Source organism: Zhongshania borealis, from assembly GCF_039539625.1.
Classification (GTDB): domain Bacteria; phylum Pseudomonadota; class Gammaproteobacteria; order Pseudomonadales; family Spongiibacteraceae; genus Spongiibacter; species Spongiibacter borealis.
Genome location: NZ_BAABDM010000001.1, coordinates 1,240,689 through 1,257,530 on the forward strand (window position 1 = coordinate 1,240,689; position 16,842 = coordinate 1,257,530).

Here is a 16,842-nt window from a genome sequence, read left to right on the forward strand (position 1 = left end):
GAATATGGAGAGTAAATTAATGAGTCAAATGCGTAATATAACGCTTGCTCTAGCTGTAGGGTGCAGCGCGTTTTCGGCTTTCGCCGCAGACGATGAGGAAACCGTCATCGATACCCGCTGGCGTATGCACGGCATGATCGGCTCAACGGTCGCCGACCAAAGTGATTTCGACTCCGGCAATGAGGGTAAAATCGGTATTGGTAAGCCCATCAGTTCTTATGTCATGGTCGATACCCATATCAATTACGGCGAATTTAAAAACACCAAAGATGACACCTATACCCGCTTTGCTGGTGGTTTAGATTTCCTGTATTTCCCCTTTGGCGCATTCCAGCTCGATGCAAGTGCCCTACAACCTTTCCTGGGTGTAGGCCTTACCTACCATGAAGTTGAATACGAAGCACCAACGGTAACGAATACCCAATCAGATTACGGCAGCGACGCAGTCGTAGGTTTCACCTACGAGCTTGATAAAGTCGCGATCCGCGGTGAAGTTCGTTACCAAATCGACAGCATTAAAAAACAAGCACCAATTTTCCCTGAAAACGATTCGTTTTATACCTACGCTTTCTTAATTGGTCTCTCAGTACCCTTTGGCGACAAACCGCTTCCATACAATTACGACTCCGATGGCGACGGTATTCCAGATCGCATAGACAAGTGTCCAAATACCCCACGCGGAACACCTGTCGACTCCTCTGGCTGCCCACTCGACGATGACAATGACGGCATTCCTAACTTCCGTGATCAGTGCCCCAACACGCCGCCAGGCGCTCGCGTAAACGTGCACGGTTGCTCAATTGATGATGACGGCGACGGCGTTCCAAATGACATCGACCAGTGCCCTAACACGCCCCCAGGTGTTCCTGTTAACGCCCAAGGCTGCCCACTGGATAGCGATGGCGACGGCGTACCCGATAAAATTGACCAATGCCCAGGCACCCTGCCCGGCCTGAAAGTTAATTCACGCGGCTGCGTACTCTCTCAGACTGTTGCTTTAAGCGGTGTGCACTTTGAGTTCAATAAAGCTCGCCTCATGCTTGATTCGCAGACCGTACTTGATAAGGTCGCAGAATCCCTTGGCAATGAGCCAGACGTACACATCATTATCATGGGTCACACCGACTCTATTGGTAGTGATGCTTACAACCTGAAACTTTCTCAGTCTCGCGCAGAATCTGTTGTGCGCTACTTGACTGGCAAAGGTATCAGCGAGTCTCGTCAAAAAGCGAAAGGCTATGGTGAAAGCAAACCAGTTGCCGACAACAACACCGATGAGGGCCGCGAGCGCAATCGTCGAGTTGAACTGCAGGTGATTAGCCCGAATAAATAAGGCTAAAAATCTGAGCAAGGGAGGACGGGAAACCCTCCTCCCTTTTTTATTGCGGCAATAAAGCAAAAAGGAAAACTAGCGTACAAAATCTATACCTTAGAGGGGAGTTATATACCAGGATCAAACAAGTCGAGCTGATATTCAGCGCGGCGCTCCGCGACTGTGTCACTTTGCTTACGTCCAAACCGAACGCCAACGCCAATTAGTCGCAATGACGATTCCATGCGCGACCACGCCTCTTTCAACAGCGTTTCAAATAAGTCTAATTCCAAAAATCCGTCGCAGCGACGCTCAATTGTCGTCTGTCTAAAGTCTGCCGCTTTCAGCTTTACAAACACGCCAGTAAAGGTTTCGCCATTGTGCTTTTTAAGCCGACGCTTAAGCTCGTCGAGCAAGGCAGGTAAGGCCTCAACAGCGCCGTCTACGCCAGCAATATCTTCGGCATAGGTGTTTTCGACACTCAGCGACTTACGCTGGCGATGCGTTTTCACCTCGCGCTGATCTATACCCCGCGCATAATCATATAGCTGCGCGCCAAATTTACCGAAATGGCGTTGGAGTTCATCCATGCTGCGCTCGCGCAAATCAGCGCAAGTATAAATATCCAATGCAGCCATGCGCTGCGCCATGACTTTGCCCACACCGTGAATTTTGGAGACGGGTAAGCTCAAGACAAAATCATCGACCTGTGCCGGGGTAATCACGGTAAGACCATCAGGCTTATTCCAATCACTTGCTACCTTCGCCAAAAATTTATTTGGGGCCACGCCCGCAGAAATAGTAATACCAAGTTCAGCGCTCACTTGTTGTCGAATAGCTTGGGCAATTCGCGTCGCACTTCCCTGAAATGCACTGCTTGCACTTACATCCAAATATGCCTCGTCCAGAGACAGCGGCTCGATAAACTCGGAGTATTGCAAAAATATTTCGCGAATATGCAGCGCCACATCGCGGTATTTATCCATATTGGGCGCGACAATGACAAGATCAGGACAGCGACGCAAGGCCGTTGCTGTTGCCATGGCTGAATGAATGCCAAACGCTCGCGCCTCGTAATTGCAGGTCGCAATAACACCACGCCGCGCCGCGTCGCCGCCAACCGCGAGTGGTCGGCCACGTAAACTGGGGTTATCGCGTGTTTCTACTGAAGCGTAAAAACAGTCACAATCGCAATGTATTATTTTACGCAAACGCCGAGTCTCATCGTAGACTGCTCACTGCTGGATAAATAGCCAGTAAAATAGCAAATCACCATGCACAAGTCACCCGTGTTTGTGCGTTATACTAGCGCCTTAGCCCACATCATCGGTAAGTAGGTATACGTAAACATGGCGATTGGCAGCTGGACTCCGGAAAAAGAGAAAGACACACTCAGTATAGACACACAGTGGCTAAGGCAATGTATTGCCCTGAGTCGCGACGAAAAACTCGAATCACTCCCCGCTCCGTTTACTGAACAAGAGCAGCAAAATTACTCAGCCTTCATGCGTTTCTCGCCCGAGCAATGGCAAACCGCAGTTGCCGACCTCGAAAACGATGAGCTAATCGATCTCATTCGTTTTTTTACCCGGGCCGAAAAACTCATTAGCGGTTGGGATGCGGGCAAAGAGTCTCCTGCAATCTGGATTAATAAAGCGCTACGCAAGCGCGGCGAGAAGCTCTCCCGCGACATGCTGCTCTGGATTCGCGCCAATACTGACAACCGTTTCATTCCTAACGGTGGGCTTTAATTCCGCCGTTTAGTCGCTTTTTTTAGCAAAACCAGCCAACTGCTCTGGGCTGGCCTCGGCTTGAAACTCCGCTTTCCACTGTGTGTATGGCATGCCATACACACGCTCCCGCGCCGATTCATAATCAACGCTCTCGCCTTCTTGCTCAGCAGCTGCCACATACCACTTAGATAAACAGTTACGACAAAAGCCCGCCAGATTCATTAAGTCGATATTCTGCACATCCTTGCGGCTATCCAGATGAGCCAATAAGCGCCGAAATGCCGCAGCTTCAATAGCATCAGTTTTCGTTTTATCCATTCTTTTCACCAATCAATTCAAGATTCACTGTCCATTATCGCAAAGTTTGCTATGTTAGTGCTGTTGCTGATTTTATTTAACAACAAAAATTGACCCCAGAGGCTCACTGACATGGCTAATAAAAAAATAGATCCCGTCGCATTAATCCGCAAAGAGATCGAATCCTTAGAACACAAAGTTGAACAGCTGCGTGACCGCTTAATGGCCGACGCGCATAAGGCAATGGAAAAAGCAAAAGCGCAAGCAGAGCGCGCGCGCAGCAAACTCAAGGCAGAGCAGAGCAAACTCTCTGAGTTGCAGAAGAAAGCAAAGGCCAGCATGGACGCCAAAGTGCACAAACAATTAGATCGTGCACACGGTGCGGTTGAGGCGGCCAAAGAGATTGAACTCGACGCTAAAGCCTTAATGATTATGGCAAAGGATCAGCTAGCGGACCTCAAGGGCGATTACCAACGCGCCAAAGCCCTAGCCAAGGCGGCCCAAGACGCTGCCAAGAACTTTGACAAAAACACCAAGCCAGCGCCCAAAAAAGCGGCACCTGTAAAAAAAGCAGCCGCTAAAAAAGCCCCTGCCAAGAAAGCGCCAGCGAAAAAAGCCGCGGCAAAAAAAGCACCTGCAGCGAAGAAAGCACCCGCTAAAAAAGCGGCCGCCAAGAAGGCACCAGCGAAAGCTGCCGCCAAAGCGTCCCCATCAAGCTAATCGCAGCAAACATATACACTGGGCTGAATATTCAGCCCAGTGTATAGCCGCTATTTTTTAATGTGGCAGAAACTCGCCGCCATTAACATCTAAGGCCGCGCCGGTCACAGCACAGGCATAATCTGAACCAAGAAATATCGCCGCCTTGGCACAATCAGCGTCATCCGGAATATCACCAAGCGGTATATTCTGCGCTACTGCAGCGCGCTGAGCTGCCACACTTGGTCCACCCGCGTCCGTCGTCATTTGCAAATACCCTTCAACAGACGGCCCCCACATCCAGCCCATATAGGCAGAGTTAACTCGGATATTGTATTGCCCTAACTCCAGCGCCAAATGCGAAGTTGCACTTGCCAGCGCCGCTTTAGACGCGCCATAGCCGCCCTGAGTCTGCAGTGGCTTACGCGTGACCATGGTATTTATCATCACCACCGCGCCACCGCCCTGTGCTTTCATCTGCGGCACCACCTCCAGCGTCAAAGCCATGGTCCCGAATAAATTCACATCCATTGCCGCGCGCCAGCTGTCGAGATTTGCCACTTCTATGGGCTCAAAACTACCTGGGTTGTAGGCACTGTTGAACAGCACATCTATTCGCCCGAACCGTGCGATCGTCTGCGCGACCAGATCCTTGCACTGCTCACGATCGGCTATATCAGTGGCAACTTTTAGAACCGCGGTATCTAAGCCCAGCGCCTGTATTTCGCGCTCTGCTTCATCGAGTTTTGCGGGCGTACGCGCGCACATCGCCACCGAGGCGCCCTGCCGCGCGGCTTCGACTGCTAGCTCCTGACCAAGGCCGGGGCCGATGCCCGACACAATCACTACCTTGCCTTGTAAAAGCATAAATTCGTCCTGTTATTGGTTTTTATGACAATGGACGCTCAGCTTAGCCGAGCACTCAGCGCCGCACATCACCCATACAGAGGGGGAATTAGTGGCCAGTCACTTGACAAGTGACCAACGTGAGGCCAATATTAAACACCTGTTTAATATTGGCCTCACTAATGAATGCAGCAACGCCAACAAGGAAGCGAGGACGGCCCCGCAATGACGAGGTCGCCACGCCATCCATCGACTGCTTGCTAACGGCATCGGCTGATATTTTCGCGCGCGACGGCTATGACGGCGTATCGCTGCGCATGCTGCAAAATGAACTCAAGGTCAGCTACACCTTCTTCCATCATTACTTTGATTCAAAAGAAGCCCTATGGAAGGCGGTCGTTGATAAGTTAGCGGGCAGAACAACCAGCAAAGTGCTTGAAGCCTTAAATCATATCGATGAGGATCACAGCGCGCTCGACGCGCTTAAATCCGCTATTGGCGTGTATATCCGCAGCGCCTTTGAATACCCAGCGATCTATCATATATATCAGCAAGAATCCCAACGCCAAGGCCCGCGACTGGATTACATCTACCAGTGCTATTTCGAAGCTCCTTGGGCCTATATCCGGGAATTGGTGGATAAAGTCATCCTCGACGGCAAACTAAAACCTCTACCGATTGAAACACTGTTCTTTTTTGTTCAATCCGCGACCGCACCTGTCGTGCAATACCCTTTTTACCAAAAACTTACCGGAAGTCCGGCGCTCAGTGCCGAGCAAATTGAGAATCATATACAACAATCCATCGACCTTTTGTTTAACGGCTGGCATCAATAAATAAGGAAAAAAAACAATGAAAACCTCCACTGACTATCTCGATATGCCGAGCAAATCGAACACCCAGCTCGACCATATTCCCGGAGACAATGGCGCGCTGCCGATTTTGGGCGACACCGTTGAATTTTTAAAAGATTACCATGGCCTAATTAATCGCAAATACGCGCTATACGGCCCCATTTACCGCAACAATGCCTTATTGCAACGCAATGTTGCTTTGATTGGCCCCGAGGCCAATGAGTTGGTACTCAAAGACACCGAGAAGAACTTCTCAAGTAAAAAAGCATGGGACCCATTGCTAGAAAAGCTGTTCCCTAACGGTCTTATGCTGCGCGACTTTGATGTACACCGTTTTCACCGCAAAATATTACAGGCTGCCTTTAAGAAGGAATCACTACAGGCCTATTTACACACCATGAATCCGCGCATGAAACAAGGTGTTATCGACTTTCAAAAAGACAGCGAATTTGGTTTTAAAGACAGCATAAAATCCTTGTTACTCAATGTCGCTGCGCAAGTGTTTATGGGCGTAGAGATGGGTAAAGAAGCTGACAAAATCAACAAAGGTTTCCTTCACGCCATGGAAGCATCCATGGCAGTGGTAAAACTGCCGATCCCTGGCACTACTTGGTATAAAGGCATTAAAGGCCGACAAGCCCTAGAAGCGTTCATCCAAAAACACATCACGGCCAAGCGTGCTACAGAAAGTGATGACTTCTTCTCACAGTTTTGTCACGCCAAAGATGAAGACGGTAATGAACTTAGCGACGAAGCCGTGCGCGATCATATTATCTTCCTGCTGTTTGCCGCCCACGACACCACCACCAGCACCTTGTGTTCAATCATCTACGCGCTAGCCAAGAACCCCGAGTGGCAAGACATTCTACACACCGAATATCAGCAGATTAGTGGCGATGAATTGCAGTACGACGACTTAAACAAGCTAGAGAAAAGCGCACTAGTTATGAAGGAAGCGCTGCGCATGTATCCACCAGTGCCGGTCATTCCTCGTCGCACCATTAGAGAAACTGAGATTATGGGCTACCGAATTCCAGCCAATACTGGTATTGGGATTTCTCCTCTCTTCACTCACTACATGGAAGAGTGGTGGACCGAGCCTAAAAAATTCGACCCTGAACGCTTCTCGCCCGAACGTGCGGAACACAAAAAGCACTTCTATCAGTGGATTCCCTTTGGTGGCGGCAATCACAAATGCATCGGCCTAAATTTTGCTGAAATGCAGGTTAAGCTATTCTTATTCCACCTTTTGCGTGACCACAAAATTAGCGTAAGACCCGGCTACGAAATGCAATTTAACGTTGTACCTATTGTGTTCCCAACCGACGGCCTACCGATCACCATTACTAAACGCGCGTAAGCCACTATTAACTTCACCGCCATTATCGACGCACGGTATTTACAGTCGTCCATAATGGCGGTCAAGCTCCACTCTCCTCCAGATAAGCCCCAATTCAGCAACAGTGTTAATCAATTTGCACTAGAGCCCTCATTAAAAGAATGTGATAAAAACTACGCCATAAGCTTACAACATCAATTTTGTTGAAGGTGGTATCGCCTCCTACAGCGACACCACCGGGCTGCGAACAAAAACTAAAAATACATCAGAAATGATGATTGCTAATAAGAACAACAACATCGAGGTATTGCTTTGTCTCCTTCTGTCTCCCGCCTAACGCTTATGCTGGTCGTGCCCGTATTACTCTTTAGCGTGGCGATCAGTTACTACTATTCCACCCTTGGCATCACTGCAACTGACAACGCCTATATTCGGCAAGACAAAATTTCAATTAGCGCCGAAGTCGGCGGCGTTATTATTGGCGTGGCCGTAAAAGAAAATCAGCAGGTCGCTAAGGGCGACTTATTGTTTCGTATAGACCCAGAGCCATTCCAGCTGGCCGTATCAGAAGCCAAGGCCGCCATGGCAACGGCCGCAGCCCGCTACGAGCAACTGCAAACCGCCTACGCAACTTCGCATATTGATATTGAAAGCGCAGAGGAAGAGGTCGCCTACTACCAGCGCGAATATCAGCGCCAGCGCGACTTAGACAAAACCAGCGTTACCAGCCAATCGGCACTGCGCGCCGCTGAACACGCGCTATCGCAAGCCATTGCCAGACTCGCCTCCGCGAAAGCCGACGCCGAACAAGCGAAGGCCGCACTGTCTAGCGGAAGCGCAGAATCGGGGGAGTACCCCGCCCTTCTCGCCGCCAAAGTACAGTTCGAAAAAGCACAGTTAAATCTGTCTCGTACCGAGATACGTTCGCCGATCAGCGGCGTGGTCAGCCAAATGGACCGCCTCCAAATCGGCCAGTTAATGGTGCAGGGTCTACCCGCCGTTAGCGTTGTAAAAGCAGATCACAGCTGGGTAGAAGCGAATTTCAAAGAGACTGACCTCAGTCAGATTCGCGTTGGCCAGACTGCCGATATCAGCGTAGACAGCTACCCTGAAATGAAGCTCACTGGCAAAGTAGCAAGTATCGGCGCTGGCACCGGCTCTGAATTTTCAATACTCCCAGCCCAAAACGCCAACGGCAACTGGATAAAAGTGACCCAGCGCGTACCTGTGCGGATAAGCATTGACAACAAGCCCGACCGGCAACTGATTGCGGGGCTTTCGGTCAATGTCCGAATCAACACTGGGGAGTAACACCGCAAACGACGAACCTGCCCTCACCGCCCGCCACCACGGCGTATTAATGGCGGCGGTGATGATGGTCACGGTCATGCAGATCCTTGACATGACCATCGCCAACGTCGCACTGCCGCATATGCAGTCCAGCCTTGGCGCCACCATGGACACGGTTAGCTGGATATTAACCAGCTATATCATCGCCACGGTAATGACGATCCCGTTGGTTGGCTGGGTTTCAGACAAACTCGGTTCGCGCACAACCTTTCTGTATGCCGTTGGCGGATTTTTAATTGCCTCTGCGCTCTGTGGCGCGGCAACATCCTTGACGCAAATGGTGTTTTTCCGAGTGCTACAAGGCGCCTGCGCGGCGTTTATCGGTCCGATGTCGCAAACAATTCTGTTCGACATTAACCGGCCCAGCAAACAGGCCTCAGCCATGTCGATGATGGGAATGGTGGTAATGATTGCCCCCATTACTGGACCCATGCTCGGCGGCATACTCACCGACACCCTCAGTTGGCGTTGGGTCTTTTATGTTAATTTGCCGATCGGTATTCCAACATTAATTATACTTGCGTGGTTACTGCCCTCGCGGCCTATTGTGCCACGCCGATTAGACCGCTTTGGCTTTATAGTTTTGGCCGTTGCCCTTGTTTCTATGCAGTTGATGCTAGATCGCGGCCAACATAAAGACTGGTTCGACTCATGGGAAATCATTATCGAACTGATTATTGCGCTGTCGGCAATATGGATATTTTTAATCCATTCGCGCTCAACGGCAAACCCGCTCTTCCCATCCGGCTTGCTAAAAGATAAGAACTTCCTTGGTGGCCTCACCATCATGTTAATTCTTGGCTTAGCCAATGTCGCCATCGCCTCCGTATTGCCAACCATGTTTCAGCATCTGTTTGGCTACAGCACCATCGATACCGGCTTGCTACTCATGCCGCGAGGCTTAGGCATAATGATTAGCATGTTTATCGCCAAGCGTTTAATGCAACACATGGACCTGCGCTACTTAATGAGTGCCGGCTACCTAATTTGTGCTGCAGCACTCGCAATGATGGTGACATGGTCCCTTGAAATGGATTCTGGGCCAATTCTCTCGTCAGGATTCATACAGGGTTTAGGCCTTGGCCTGCTATTCACCCCAGCAACAATGGCTGCGTTTTCCACCCTACCGCAGCAATTTCGACCAGACGGCTCTAGCCTGCTAAACCTAGTGCGCAATATTGGCGGTAGCTTTGGTATCTCGGCCATATTTACCCTAATCTCGCGCAATAGCCAAATTAGTCATGCCGACTTAAGCAGCCATATCACCCCCTACAGCCTGCCCGGAATAGATCCCCTCACCGCCGCCGCGCGATTAGGCGACACCGGGACAGCAGCTCTACAATTAGTCGACTTGGAGATTCAGCGGCAAGCAAGCATGATCGCCTACTTGGATAACTTCTATGCCATGGCCATACTTCTGCTGTTAATTTCCATCCTGCCTCTATTACTGAAACCAATACACCTGAATAATAGGGCCACCAACTAGCACACTGACGTCTAAGCACCCCCTCAAAATGACCACGAACGCCCTATACACTGATCTGTCCGGCTACTACGACCTAATGTGTGCCGACATCGACTACACATCCCAAAGCAATTGCGTGCGCAGACTGCATCAAATCTTCGGCAACGATCGCGCTAGCCATCTCGACCTTGCCTGCGGCACCGGGCCGCATGTTCAACACTTTGCCGACTTTGGCTTCCAAAGTAGCGGCTTAGATATTAACCAGCCCATGCTAGACATTGCCCGACAGCGCTGCCCCAACGCCGACTTCAGCCTGCAGGACATGTGCAATTTTGGTGTCGATAACCCGCTGGGTTTAATTACGTGCTTTTTGTATTCCATTCACTACAGCGGCAGTATCGATCAGCTAAAAGCTTGCATTGTCAGCGTCCACCGCGCGCTGAACACCGGCGGGGTCTTTTGCTTTAATAGCGTCGACAAACATAAAATCGATACCACCGCATTTGTACGCCATACCGCCGAACAAGATGGCAGCCATTTTAGCTTTAGCTCCGGCTGGCGCTACGACGGCCAGGGCGATAAGCAGTCACTACGCTTAAAAATTGAAAAAACCACCAACAACATCACGCAGGTCTGGCAAGACGAACATCCCATGGTTGCCGTTAGTTTTAATGAATTAAAAGCGCTGCTCGAACCTTATTTCGAAGTACACATCTTTGAGCATGATTATGACAAGCTCATTCTTTGGGACACAACATCAGGCAATGCAATTTTTTGCTGTGTAAAAATATAAGCCGCAAAAATATACTTTTCAGTGCCCATGTAATCGCGAGAACGCGCGGCGGACGCCAAGCTGACAACATTCCAGCTTAGCGGTATTTCTGTTATTATCCGCCAGCAAAACCTAAGGGGTGGCTACGGCCTGAGATGCCATTGGAGACACCAATGCAAACCCTTGAACCTGATCCGGTTAATACCGGCGTAGGAATAGGTCAACAATCCTCTTCACGTCGCACACCGGGTCTCTTTCACTTCAGCACCACCCGAGAGAGAACCATGAAACACCTAGCCAAGCCCCACACCTTAGCCTACGCCATTAGTCTTACTGCTATCATGGCCAGTAACGCCGCTTATGCTGCAGACGCATTAAAAATCGAAGAAGTGATTGTCACCAGCCAATTTCGCGACACCAGCCTACTCAACCTTGCCAGTAGCGTTAGCGTATTCGATGCGTCAAACATTGCGGCAAGAGGCGCGAGCAATATCGAACAACTCTTGAACATGGCGCCCAATGTTAATTTTTCGGCCGGCGCGTCCCGGGGCCGTTTCTTTCAAATTCGCGGCATTGGCGAACGCAGTCAATTTATCGATCCCATTAGCCCCTCGGTTGGACTTATTATTGACGGCGTGGATTTCAGCGGCTTGGGCTTGGCAGCCAGTACGCTCGACATAGACCAAGTAGAAGTATTGCGCGGCCCACAAGGGACCGAATATGGCGCCAATGGCCTTGCTGGCCTCATTACAATGCGCAGTTCAGCACCCTCAGCCTCACCATTATTAAGAGTCTCAGTCGAAGCTGCGCAATACAATAGCTACAAACTTGGCCTTGTCGCCAGCGGGCCCCTAAATGAAAAGCTAAGCTACCGTGTCGCCACACAAAATCAGCAAAGCGATGGCTATATCAAAAACCGGTTTTTAGATCGCGACGACGTCAACAATATTGATGAGTCGATCTTGCGCGGTAAAATCCGCTACCAAGCCGCCGACGACCTGCTGTTGGATTTCTCACTGGTATACCTCAACGCCGACAACGGCTATGACGCATTTTCACTAAACAATACCCGCACCACATTATCTGACCAACCAGGTCACGACAGCCAAGAATCCGTGGCGGGCTCTATTGTTACCAATTGGTCGGCCAGCCAGCGCTTTAGCCTTGAATCGGTGCTCAGTATTGCCGATTCAAGCACCGAGTATGGCTACGATGAAGACTGGGCTCACGTTGGCTACCACCCATATGAATTCAGCTCGGCCGACAACTATCAGCGTGACAAAGACAATATAAGTGCAGATTTTCGGTTTATTTCCACAGCGCAATCCTCCTTATTCAATGACAGCACCAGCTGGGTAGCTGGTGCCTTTCTCCGTAATGAGACTGAAGAACTGAGCAGAAATAAAACCAAAGATCTTATGCCAAACGGCAATTTTACCAGCCAATTTGATACCGAAAATTATGCCCTCTACGGCCAACTACGCAGCAAGCTGAGCCCAAGCGTCGACTTAGTAAGCGGCCTAAGAGTTGAACAACGCAATGCCGACTACAGCGACTCCTTAGCAGTAGAATCAAACAACGATGAGAATTTATGGGGCGGCAATATCACCCTTGAATACCAGTACAGCAATGACACATTAATTTACGGCACCTTGTCTCGTGGTTATAAAGCGGGCGGCGTGAACGGCCGTATCATTTCTGCATCGACCACCAATTCTGAAATTACGCCAGATATGTATGAGTTTGACACTGAGCATATGCTGAATTACGAATTGGGCCTCAAAGGCAGTTGGCTAGACAATCGCCTGCAAGCCCAAGTAGCAGCATTCTACCAAGACCGCAGCGACGTCCAAGCCAAACAGTCGATTTTCGATCCCAATAATTATTCATTCGACGATTACCTGAGCAATGCCGCCAAAGGCAAAACTACGGGCCTAGAGCTTGAGATGAATTATCTGGCCAGCGATACCATTCGCCTGTTTGCCGCTGCGGGCTGGCTGAGCGCCGAATTTAGGGACTTCACCAGCGTCACCCATGTCGATGCCAAGGACGATAATACTGGCGCAGCGCTACCGCCAGTCGACATGGATGGCCGTGAAGTTGCTCACGCGCCCCATTACCAATTCTTTATCGGCAGCGAAGTCGCGCTTATGGCTAATCTTGTCTTGCGCGTAGAAGTCGAAGGCAAGGACGAATTCTATTTTTCCAATAGCCACAATGAAAAATCGGCGAGTTATGAGCTGGTCAATGCACGCCTAACATACCAAGGTAGCAACTGGGACGTATCACTCTGGGGGCGTAATCTGGCGAATGACGACGTCCAAACCCGCGGTTTTTATTTTAGCAATGCCTTTGGCAACGACCCCGCCAAAAACTACGTACCCGAAACCTATTACCAACTCGGCGAACCTAGAGTTGCCGGCATATCTGCTAACTACAGCTTCTAAAACGCCAAGGCGGTGTAATGCCGCCCTATTTCCAGACAAATAGCGCATTGGACCCCCAATATGAATCTTTCAGTTGAAATTAGCATGTACCCCTTAAAGGATGAGTACATTCCCGCTATCCAGAATTTTATCGACCGTTTAAACACCCATCCAAAATTACAGATATTAACCAACACCATGAGTACCCAAATATTCGGTGACTATGATTTGGTCATGGATGTCATCAAACAAGAAATACGTAAATCCTACGAGCAATTTGGCCGCGCCATATTCGTGTGTAAGTTTATCGATGGCGACTTAAGCCCGGCTACAGACAATGCTTAACCCCGATACAGTAAGCGCGATTAAAGCCGCCGCACTCGCCATGTCACTGTGGGAGCTCCTTGCCGTGATATTAGCCCTGGCCTATTTGCTCCTCGCCATGAAGGAACACATCAGCTGTTGGTATGCCGCATTCATCAGCACCACCATTTACTTATTTTTATTTTGGGATGTGAGCTTGCTGATGGAATCTGCCCTGCAAGTCTTCTACTTGTTCATGGCCGTGTATGGCTGGTGGCAATGGCGACACCACGCCGACAAACAACAGGACCTTGCCATTCATTGCTGGTCAGTCAAAACCCATCTAATAGTCTTCGCCACTGTTGGCGTGCTAACACTTGTCTTTGGCTATGGTCTTGCACAAAATACCGAGGCCGCGCTGCCCTACTTGGACTCCTTCACCACCTGGGGCGCCGTTATCACGACCTATATGGTAACCCGCAAAGTGTTGGAGAATTGGATCTACTGGATTGTTATCGACGCTGCCTCAGTTTACCTATACCTAGATCGCGGACTCTACCTCACCGCGCTATTATTTATGATTTACGTTGTACTGGTGATTGTCGGCTTTTATCAGTGGTATGCCATTTACAAACGCGAGCAACAGCATGAGCATGTCGCTAGCTAATATTATTCCGGGGGACTGGCGGCGTTGGGCAACTACCCAACCTGCCGTCATTCGGCAGCTACTTGGCGGCCTGACAAACCACAGCTACTTAATCAACGCAGACAATACGCTTTTGGTACTGCGTAAAAATTCCGCTATTAGCGGCGCGCTAAACCTGAATCGCAAGGCCGAAACACAAGCACTAAACCACGCTAACAAGGCTCGGCTCTGCGCGCCACTGGTGTACACAGACCCCCAACAGCAATACATGGTAAGTTGCTATCTCGGCGATAGCACATGGTCAGCAAATACGCCCAACAGCCTAGCGCAACTCGCCCTCTTACTTCGTAGTATTCACCAATTGCCCAGCATTCAAGCCAAATTAAACCTTGATGATAAGATCGCGTATTACTTAGCCGCCATGCTCGATCACGCAGAATTTACCGAACAATTCAACATTCTGCGCACCAAAATACAGCCGCACATTAGCAGCGCCATGACGTTGAATACCGGTGACGTACTCTGTCATAACGACTTGCTAGCATCGAACCTCATTAACAAAGCGGGCGAACTTTTCGCCATAGATTGGGAATACGCCGCCATGGGCGATCCATTCTACGAACTCGCGGTGATCATTGAAGGCAATAAATTAGATGCGGATCAGCAGCAAGCACTGCTTACAAAATACCTCGATCGCCCACTTGCCCAGCGAGATTGGCAGCGCCTACATCACTGGAAAATTATCTATGGCTACTTATGCGTGCTTTGGTATGGGGTACAGTATTGCGCCGGTGCAATGAATCAAGCCAGCACCGCGCGGGAGATCGCAGCACAAATTCGTGCTTTAAACGCCTTTATCTCGAACGAGACTCAGAGCAAACGAAAATAAGTACCGTTAATCAATAGCCTGCTCATAAACCTCCAGCGGCAAACCATCGGGATCTTTAAAAAAGGTAAACGCCTTATAAGTAAATTCATCAACTCTTATTGGCTCAACGTCAACGCCGCATGAAATTAAGTAATCTGCGGCGGCGGCAACCGAATCTACACTAAATGCCAAATGACGTAGACCTTGGGCTTCGGGGTAGCTCGGTCGAGGTGGCGCCATTGGAAATGAGAACAGCTCGACTTGGCCGCCGCTTGCTAGCCGCAGGTCGAGCTTGTAAGAATCGCGTTCCTCGCGATAATTTTCGGCAATAATCTCTAAGCCAAGAATAGGCGTATAGAAATGCTTCGACACCGCATAGTCAGAGCAAATAATCGCGACATGATGAATCGACTTAAACATCTTATCTCCGCTCCAACTAAATGCCTAAATAAGCAAAGCTCAACATTGAAGGCGACACTCCGCTAATGTTTCTTCATCAAGGTAAGTAATTGTCGCGGTATTAAAGTTTAGATCAACAAACAAATGACAATAATACTCACCGTGTCGCCACCCCATCGACACACTGGAATTATTGGAATAACCCAACTCAAAATGCCCGTCAAAGGCGGGATAATGACTCCTAAACCGCATCAAGGCTAACAGCCGTTGCACTACCGGTTGTTCGACGGCCTCATCTATTTCGTCCATGGTGTAAAAGTGGCGATTAATGTCTCGCAACTCGCCGGTCTCTTCCATCAATTCATTATCATTGCAACCCGCCAGCAAGCCCACGTAGTAAACTTGAGGAATGCCTGGCGTAAAAAACTGAATCGCGCGCGCAGCCAAATAAGCTTCGTCATTGCGCATAAGGGCATCGTAGAACGTACAGGTTAACTGGTAAATTGCGCCAACGCTGTGAATATTCGCCGCTGAACGGCGTAGAATGGGGTCCGCACTGCGGCTCGAGATATTGTCGATTAAGGCGCGAATTTTTTCGTCCGGCAAAACACCTTCCACATCGGGAATGCAAATACCATCGTGGGTATCGAGTACCGTTACCATATTACGCGGACACATCCGCAGCCAATTTTTTAAATAAACACTATTCGCGTCGAGCAATGAAAAAAGTAACAGCGGCGGCAGCGCAAAGCCGTAGGGATGCATATTGCGACGACTAATCGCATATTGGTAACTGCTGTGATCATGCACCTCGGGTAAGACTTCGGCGCCGTGTAACTGGGCAACGCCGTTGATCCAATCCAAATTCCGGTACACATCTGGCTCCACCAAAAAGCAACTAGTGCCAATGCGCTTGGTGGTATAGCCAAAGGCATCTAGCCGGAACAACTTAACGCCGCGCTGGGCTAAAAAACCTATATAGTTTTCCATCAACTGGTAGGTCAGTTCAGACTCGTAGTTCAAGTCAACTTGATGTTCAGTAAAAGTACACCAAACCCGTCCGGTACCGCCGTTAGCAAAATCCACCCGCCGAAAAGGTTCTTTCTCTTTACGAATATGAATTTTTGCTAAATCGTCTGAGCTAATTTCACCAAACTTATCGACATGCACAAAAAGATCGGCGTACTCAGAGTCGTAACCCTTAGCGATAAAATCTTTGAACTCTTCAGACTCATCAGAAATATGGTTTACGGTAACATCGCAACACAGATCGTACTTAGCGGAGATACGCTCAATGTCTGCCCAGTCACCAAATTCAGGATCAACTTCTTTATGCGTCAGCGGCGAAAAGCCTGCATCCGCGTTCGAGGGGAAAAACGGCAAAATATGCACGCCGCCAATGGCATCGGAAAAATGCCGTTCTATTACCGTGTGTAAATCCTTAAGATTATTTCCAAGACGATTGGGATAACAAATCATCTGGACTGCGTTACGTAATGCCATAGCTCTGCTCCAGCCTTGGGATGAAGTGTG

At 49.5% G+C, this 16,842-nt stretch carries 17 protein-coding genes and 1 riboswitch; of the genes, 12 read left to right on the plus strand and 5 right to left on the minus strand.

Features of this window, described 5'->3' with window-relative positions; translation table 11 throughout:
- The first annotated feature begins 19 nt into the window (after nucleotides 1–19).
- Nucleotides 20–1,333 carry an OmpA family protein gene (locus ABD836_RS05835; RefSeq protein ID WP_344933311.1) on the plus strand — a complete coding sequence of 438 codons (1,314 nt, stop codon included), beginning with the start codon at nucleotides 20–22 and terminating at the stop codon, nucleotides 1,331–1,333.
- 107 nt (nucleotides 1,334–1,440) lie between these two features.
- Here ABD836_RS05835 and dinB read toward each other — a convergent pair whose 3' ends face one another.
- A complete protein-coding gene (gene dinB, locus ABD836_RS05840; protein WP_344933313.1) occupies nucleotides 1,441–2,523 on the minus strand; it encodes a DNA polymerase IV in 1,083 nt (360 codons plus the stop codon).
- A gap of 138 nt (nucleotides 2,524–2,661) precedes the next feature.
- On the opposite strand from dinB, the gene ABD836_RS05845 reads away from it, so the two are divergent.
- On the plus strand, nucleotides 2,662–3,063 hold the full coding sequence (locus tag ABD836_RS05845; protein WP_344933315.1) for a hypothetical protein: 402 nt from the start codon (nucleotides 2,662–2,664) through the stop codon (nucleotides 3,061–3,063).
- 9 nt (nucleotides 3,064–3,072) lie between these two features.
- On the opposite strand, the gene ABD836_RS05850 is transcribed toward ABD836_RS05845, so the two are convergent.
- On the minus strand, nucleotides 3,073–3,363 hold the full coding sequence (locus ABD836_RS05850; RefSeq protein WP_344933317.1) for a DUF1244 domain-containing protein: 291 nt from the start codon (nucleotides 3,361–3,363) through the stop codon (nucleotides 3,073–3,075).
- 111 nt (nucleotides 3,364–3,474) lie between these two features.
- Between ABD836_RS05850 and ABD836_RS05855 the strand changes: the two genes are divergently transcribed.
- Complete coding sequence (locus tag ABD836_RS05855) at nucleotides 3,475–4,062, plus strand: hypothetical protein (RefSeq protein ID WP_344933319.1); 588 nt, start codon at nucleotides 3,475–3,477, stop codon at nucleotides 4,060–4,062.
- A gap of 57 nt (nucleotides 4,063–4,119) precedes the next feature.
- On the opposite strand, the gene ABD836_RS05860 is transcribed toward ABD836_RS05855, so the two are convergent.
- Nucleotides 4,120–4,908: an SDR family NAD(P)-dependent oxidoreductase gene (locus tag ABD836_RS05860; protein WP_344933322.1), complete on the minus strand. Its 789-nt coding sequence runs from the start codon at nucleotides 4,906–4,908 to the stop codon at nucleotides 4,120–4,122.
- Between the two features lie 161 nt (nucleotides 4,909–5,069).
- Here ABD836_RS05860 and ABD836_RS05865 point away from each other — a divergent pair, with 161 nt between their 5' ends.
- The 9 genes from ABD836_RS05865 (at nucleotide 5,070) to ABD836_RS05905 (ending at nucleotide 14,931) form a co-directional block, all read left to right on the plus strand.
- The gene (locus tag ABD836_RS05865) at nucleotides 5,070–5,723 is read left to right on the plus strand and encodes a TetR/AcrR family transcriptional regulator (RefSeq protein ID WP_344933324.1); all 654 of its coding nucleotides are present in this window, start codon (nucleotides 5,070–5,072) and stop codon (nucleotides 5,721–5,723) included.
- 16 nt (nucleotides 5,724–5,739) lie between these two features.
- Nucleotides 5,740–7,101 carry a cytochrome P450 gene (locus ABD836_RS05870; RefSeq protein ID WP_344933326.1) on the plus strand — a complete coding sequence of 454 codons (1,362 nt, stop codon included), beginning with the start codon at nucleotides 5,740–5,742 and terminating at the stop codon, nucleotides 7,099–7,101.
- A gap of 291 nt (nucleotides 7,102–7,392) precedes the next feature.
- Nucleotides 7,393–8,391: an HlyD family secretion protein gene (locus tag ABD836_RS05875; protein ID WP_344933328.1), complete on the plus strand. Its 999-nt coding sequence runs from the start codon at nucleotides 7,393–7,395 to the stop codon at nucleotides 8,389–8,391.
- Nucleotides 8,366–9,916 carry a DHA2 family efflux MFS transporter permease subunit gene (locus ABD836_RS05880; RefSeq protein ID WP_344933330.1) on the plus strand — a complete coding sequence of 517 codons (1,551 nt, stop codon included), beginning with the start codon at nucleotides 8,366–8,368 and terminating at the stop codon, nucleotides 9,914–9,916. Before ABD836_RS05875 ends, ABD836_RS05880 begins: the two co-directional genes overlap by 26 nt.
- Nucleotides 9,917–9,944: 28 nt before the next feature.
- Nucleotides 9,945–10,688: a class I SAM-dependent DNA methyltransferase gene (locus ABD836_RS05885; RefSeq protein ID WP_344933332.1), complete on the plus strand. Its 744-nt coding sequence runs from the start codon at nucleotides 9,945–9,947 to the stop codon at nucleotides 10,686–10,688.
- 104 nt (nucleotides 10,689–10,792) lie between these two features.
- Nucleotides 10,793–10,900, plus strand: a riboswitch (TPP riboswitch).
- A gap of 51 nt (nucleotides 10,901–10,951) precedes the next feature.
- Entirely contained in the window at nucleotides 10,952–13,114 is a 2,163-nt protein-coding gene (locus ABD836_RS05890; protein WP_344933335.1) for a TonB-dependent receptor, read from the plus strand.
- Nucleotides 13,115–13,174: 60 nt separating this feature from the next.
- Nucleotides 13,175–13,438: a YkoF family thiamine/hydroxymethylpyrimidine-binding protein gene (locus ABD836_RS05895; RefSeq protein WP_344933337.1), complete on the plus strand. Its 264-nt coding sequence runs from the start codon at nucleotides 13,175–13,177 to the stop codon at nucleotides 13,436–13,438.
- Complete coding sequence (gene pnuC, locus ABD836_RS05900; protein WP_344933340.1) at nucleotides 13,431–14,063, plus strand: nicotinamide riboside transporter PnuC; 633 nt, start codon at nucleotides 13,431–13,433, stop codon at nucleotides 14,061–14,063. Before ABD836_RS05895 ends, pnuC begins: the two co-directional genes overlap by 8 nt.
- Nucleotides 14,044–14,931: a phosphotransferase gene (locus ABD836_RS05905; protein ID WP_344933343.1), complete on the plus strand. Its 888-nt coding sequence runs from the start codon at nucleotides 14,044–14,046 to the stop codon at nucleotides 14,929–14,931. Before pnuC ends, ABD836_RS05905 begins: the two co-directional genes overlap by 20 nt.
- 6 nt (nucleotides 14,932–14,937) lie before the next feature.
- On the opposite strand, the gene gloA2 is transcribed toward ABD836_RS05905, so the two are convergent.
- Together gloA2 and gtfA are read right to left on the minus strand one after the other, a co-directional pair.
- Nucleotides 14,938–15,330: an SMU1112c/YaeR family gloxylase I-like metalloprotein gene (gene gloA2 / locus ABD836_RS05910; RefSeq protein WP_344933345.1), complete on the minus strand. Its 393-nt coding sequence runs from the start codon at nucleotides 15,328–15,330 to the stop codon at nucleotides 14,938–14,940.
- 39 nt (nucleotides 15,331–15,369) lie between these two features.
- Nucleotides 15,370–16,812 (minus strand): sucrose phosphorylase, encoded by a 1,443-nt coding sequence (gene gtfA / locus ABD836_RS05915; RefSeq protein WP_344933347.1) that lies wholly within the window; start codon nucleotides 16,810–16,812, stop codon nucleotides 15,370–15,372.
- Nucleotides 16,813–16,842 lie beyond the last annotated feature (30 nt).

Excerpts from the sequence above, each read along its gene's own strand:
- ABD836_RS05860 (WP_344933322.1), bottom strand. The coding sequence starts at position 4,908 with ATGCTTTTACAAGGCAAGGTAGTGATTGTGTCGGGCATCGGCCCCGGC.
- ABD836_RS05890 (WP_344933335.1), top strand. The coding sequence starts at position 10,952 with ATGAAACACCTAGCCAAGCCCCACACCTTAGCCTACGCCATTAGTCTT.
- ABD836_RS05850 (WP_344933317.1), bottom strand. The coding sequence starts at position 3,363 with ATGGATAAAACGAAAACTGATGCTATTGAAGCTGCGGCATTTCGGCGC.
- ABD836_RS05845 (WP_344933315.1), top strand. The coding sequence starts at position 2,662 with ATGGCGATTGGCAGCTGGACTCCGGAAAAAGAGAAAGACACACTCAGT.
- ABD836_RS05865 (WP_344933324.1), top strand. The coding sequence starts at position 5,070 with ATGAATGCAGCAACGCCAACAAGGAAGCGAGGACGGCCCCGCAATGAC.
- ABD836_RS05880 (WP_344933330.1), top strand. The coding sequence starts at position 8,366 with ATGTCCGAATCAACACTGGGGAGTAACACCGCAAACGACGAACCTGCC.
- pnuC (WP_344933340.1), top strand. The coding sequence starts at position 13,431 with ATGCTTAACCCCGATACAGTAAGCGCGATTAAAGCCGCCGCACTCGCC.
- gtfA (WP_344933347.1), bottom strand. The coding sequence starts at position 16,812 with ATGGCATTACGTAACGCAGTCCAGATGATTTGTTATCCCAATCGTCTT.
- gloA2 (WP_344933345.1), bottom strand. The coding sequence starts at position 15,330 with ATGTTTAAGTCGATTCATCATGTCGCGATTATTTGCTCTGACTATGCG.
- ABD836_RS05905 (WP_344933343.1), top strand. The coding sequence starts at position 14,044 with ATGAGCATGTCGCTAGCTAATATTATTCCGGGGGACTGGCGGCGTTGG.
- ABD836_RS05870 (WP_344933326.1), top strand. The coding sequence starts at position 5,740 with ATGAAAACCTCCACTGACTATCTCGATATGCCGAGCAAATCGAACACC.
- ABD836_RS05885 (WP_344933332.1), top strand. The coding sequence starts at position 9,945 with ATGACCACGAACGCCCTATACACTGATCTGTCCGGCTACTACGACCTA.
- ABD836_RS05895 (WP_344933337.1), top strand. The coding sequence starts at position 13,175 with ATGAATCTTTCAGTTGAAATTAGCATGTACCCCTTAAAGGATGAGTAC.
- ABD836_RS05855 (WP_344933319.1), top strand. The coding sequence starts at position 3,475 with ATGGCTAATAAAAAAATAGATCCCGTCGCATTAATCCGCAAAGAGATC.
- ABD836_RS05835 (WP_344933311.1), top strand. The coding sequence starts at position 20 with ATGAGTCAAATGCGTAATATAACGCTTGCTCTAGCTGTAGGGTGCAGC.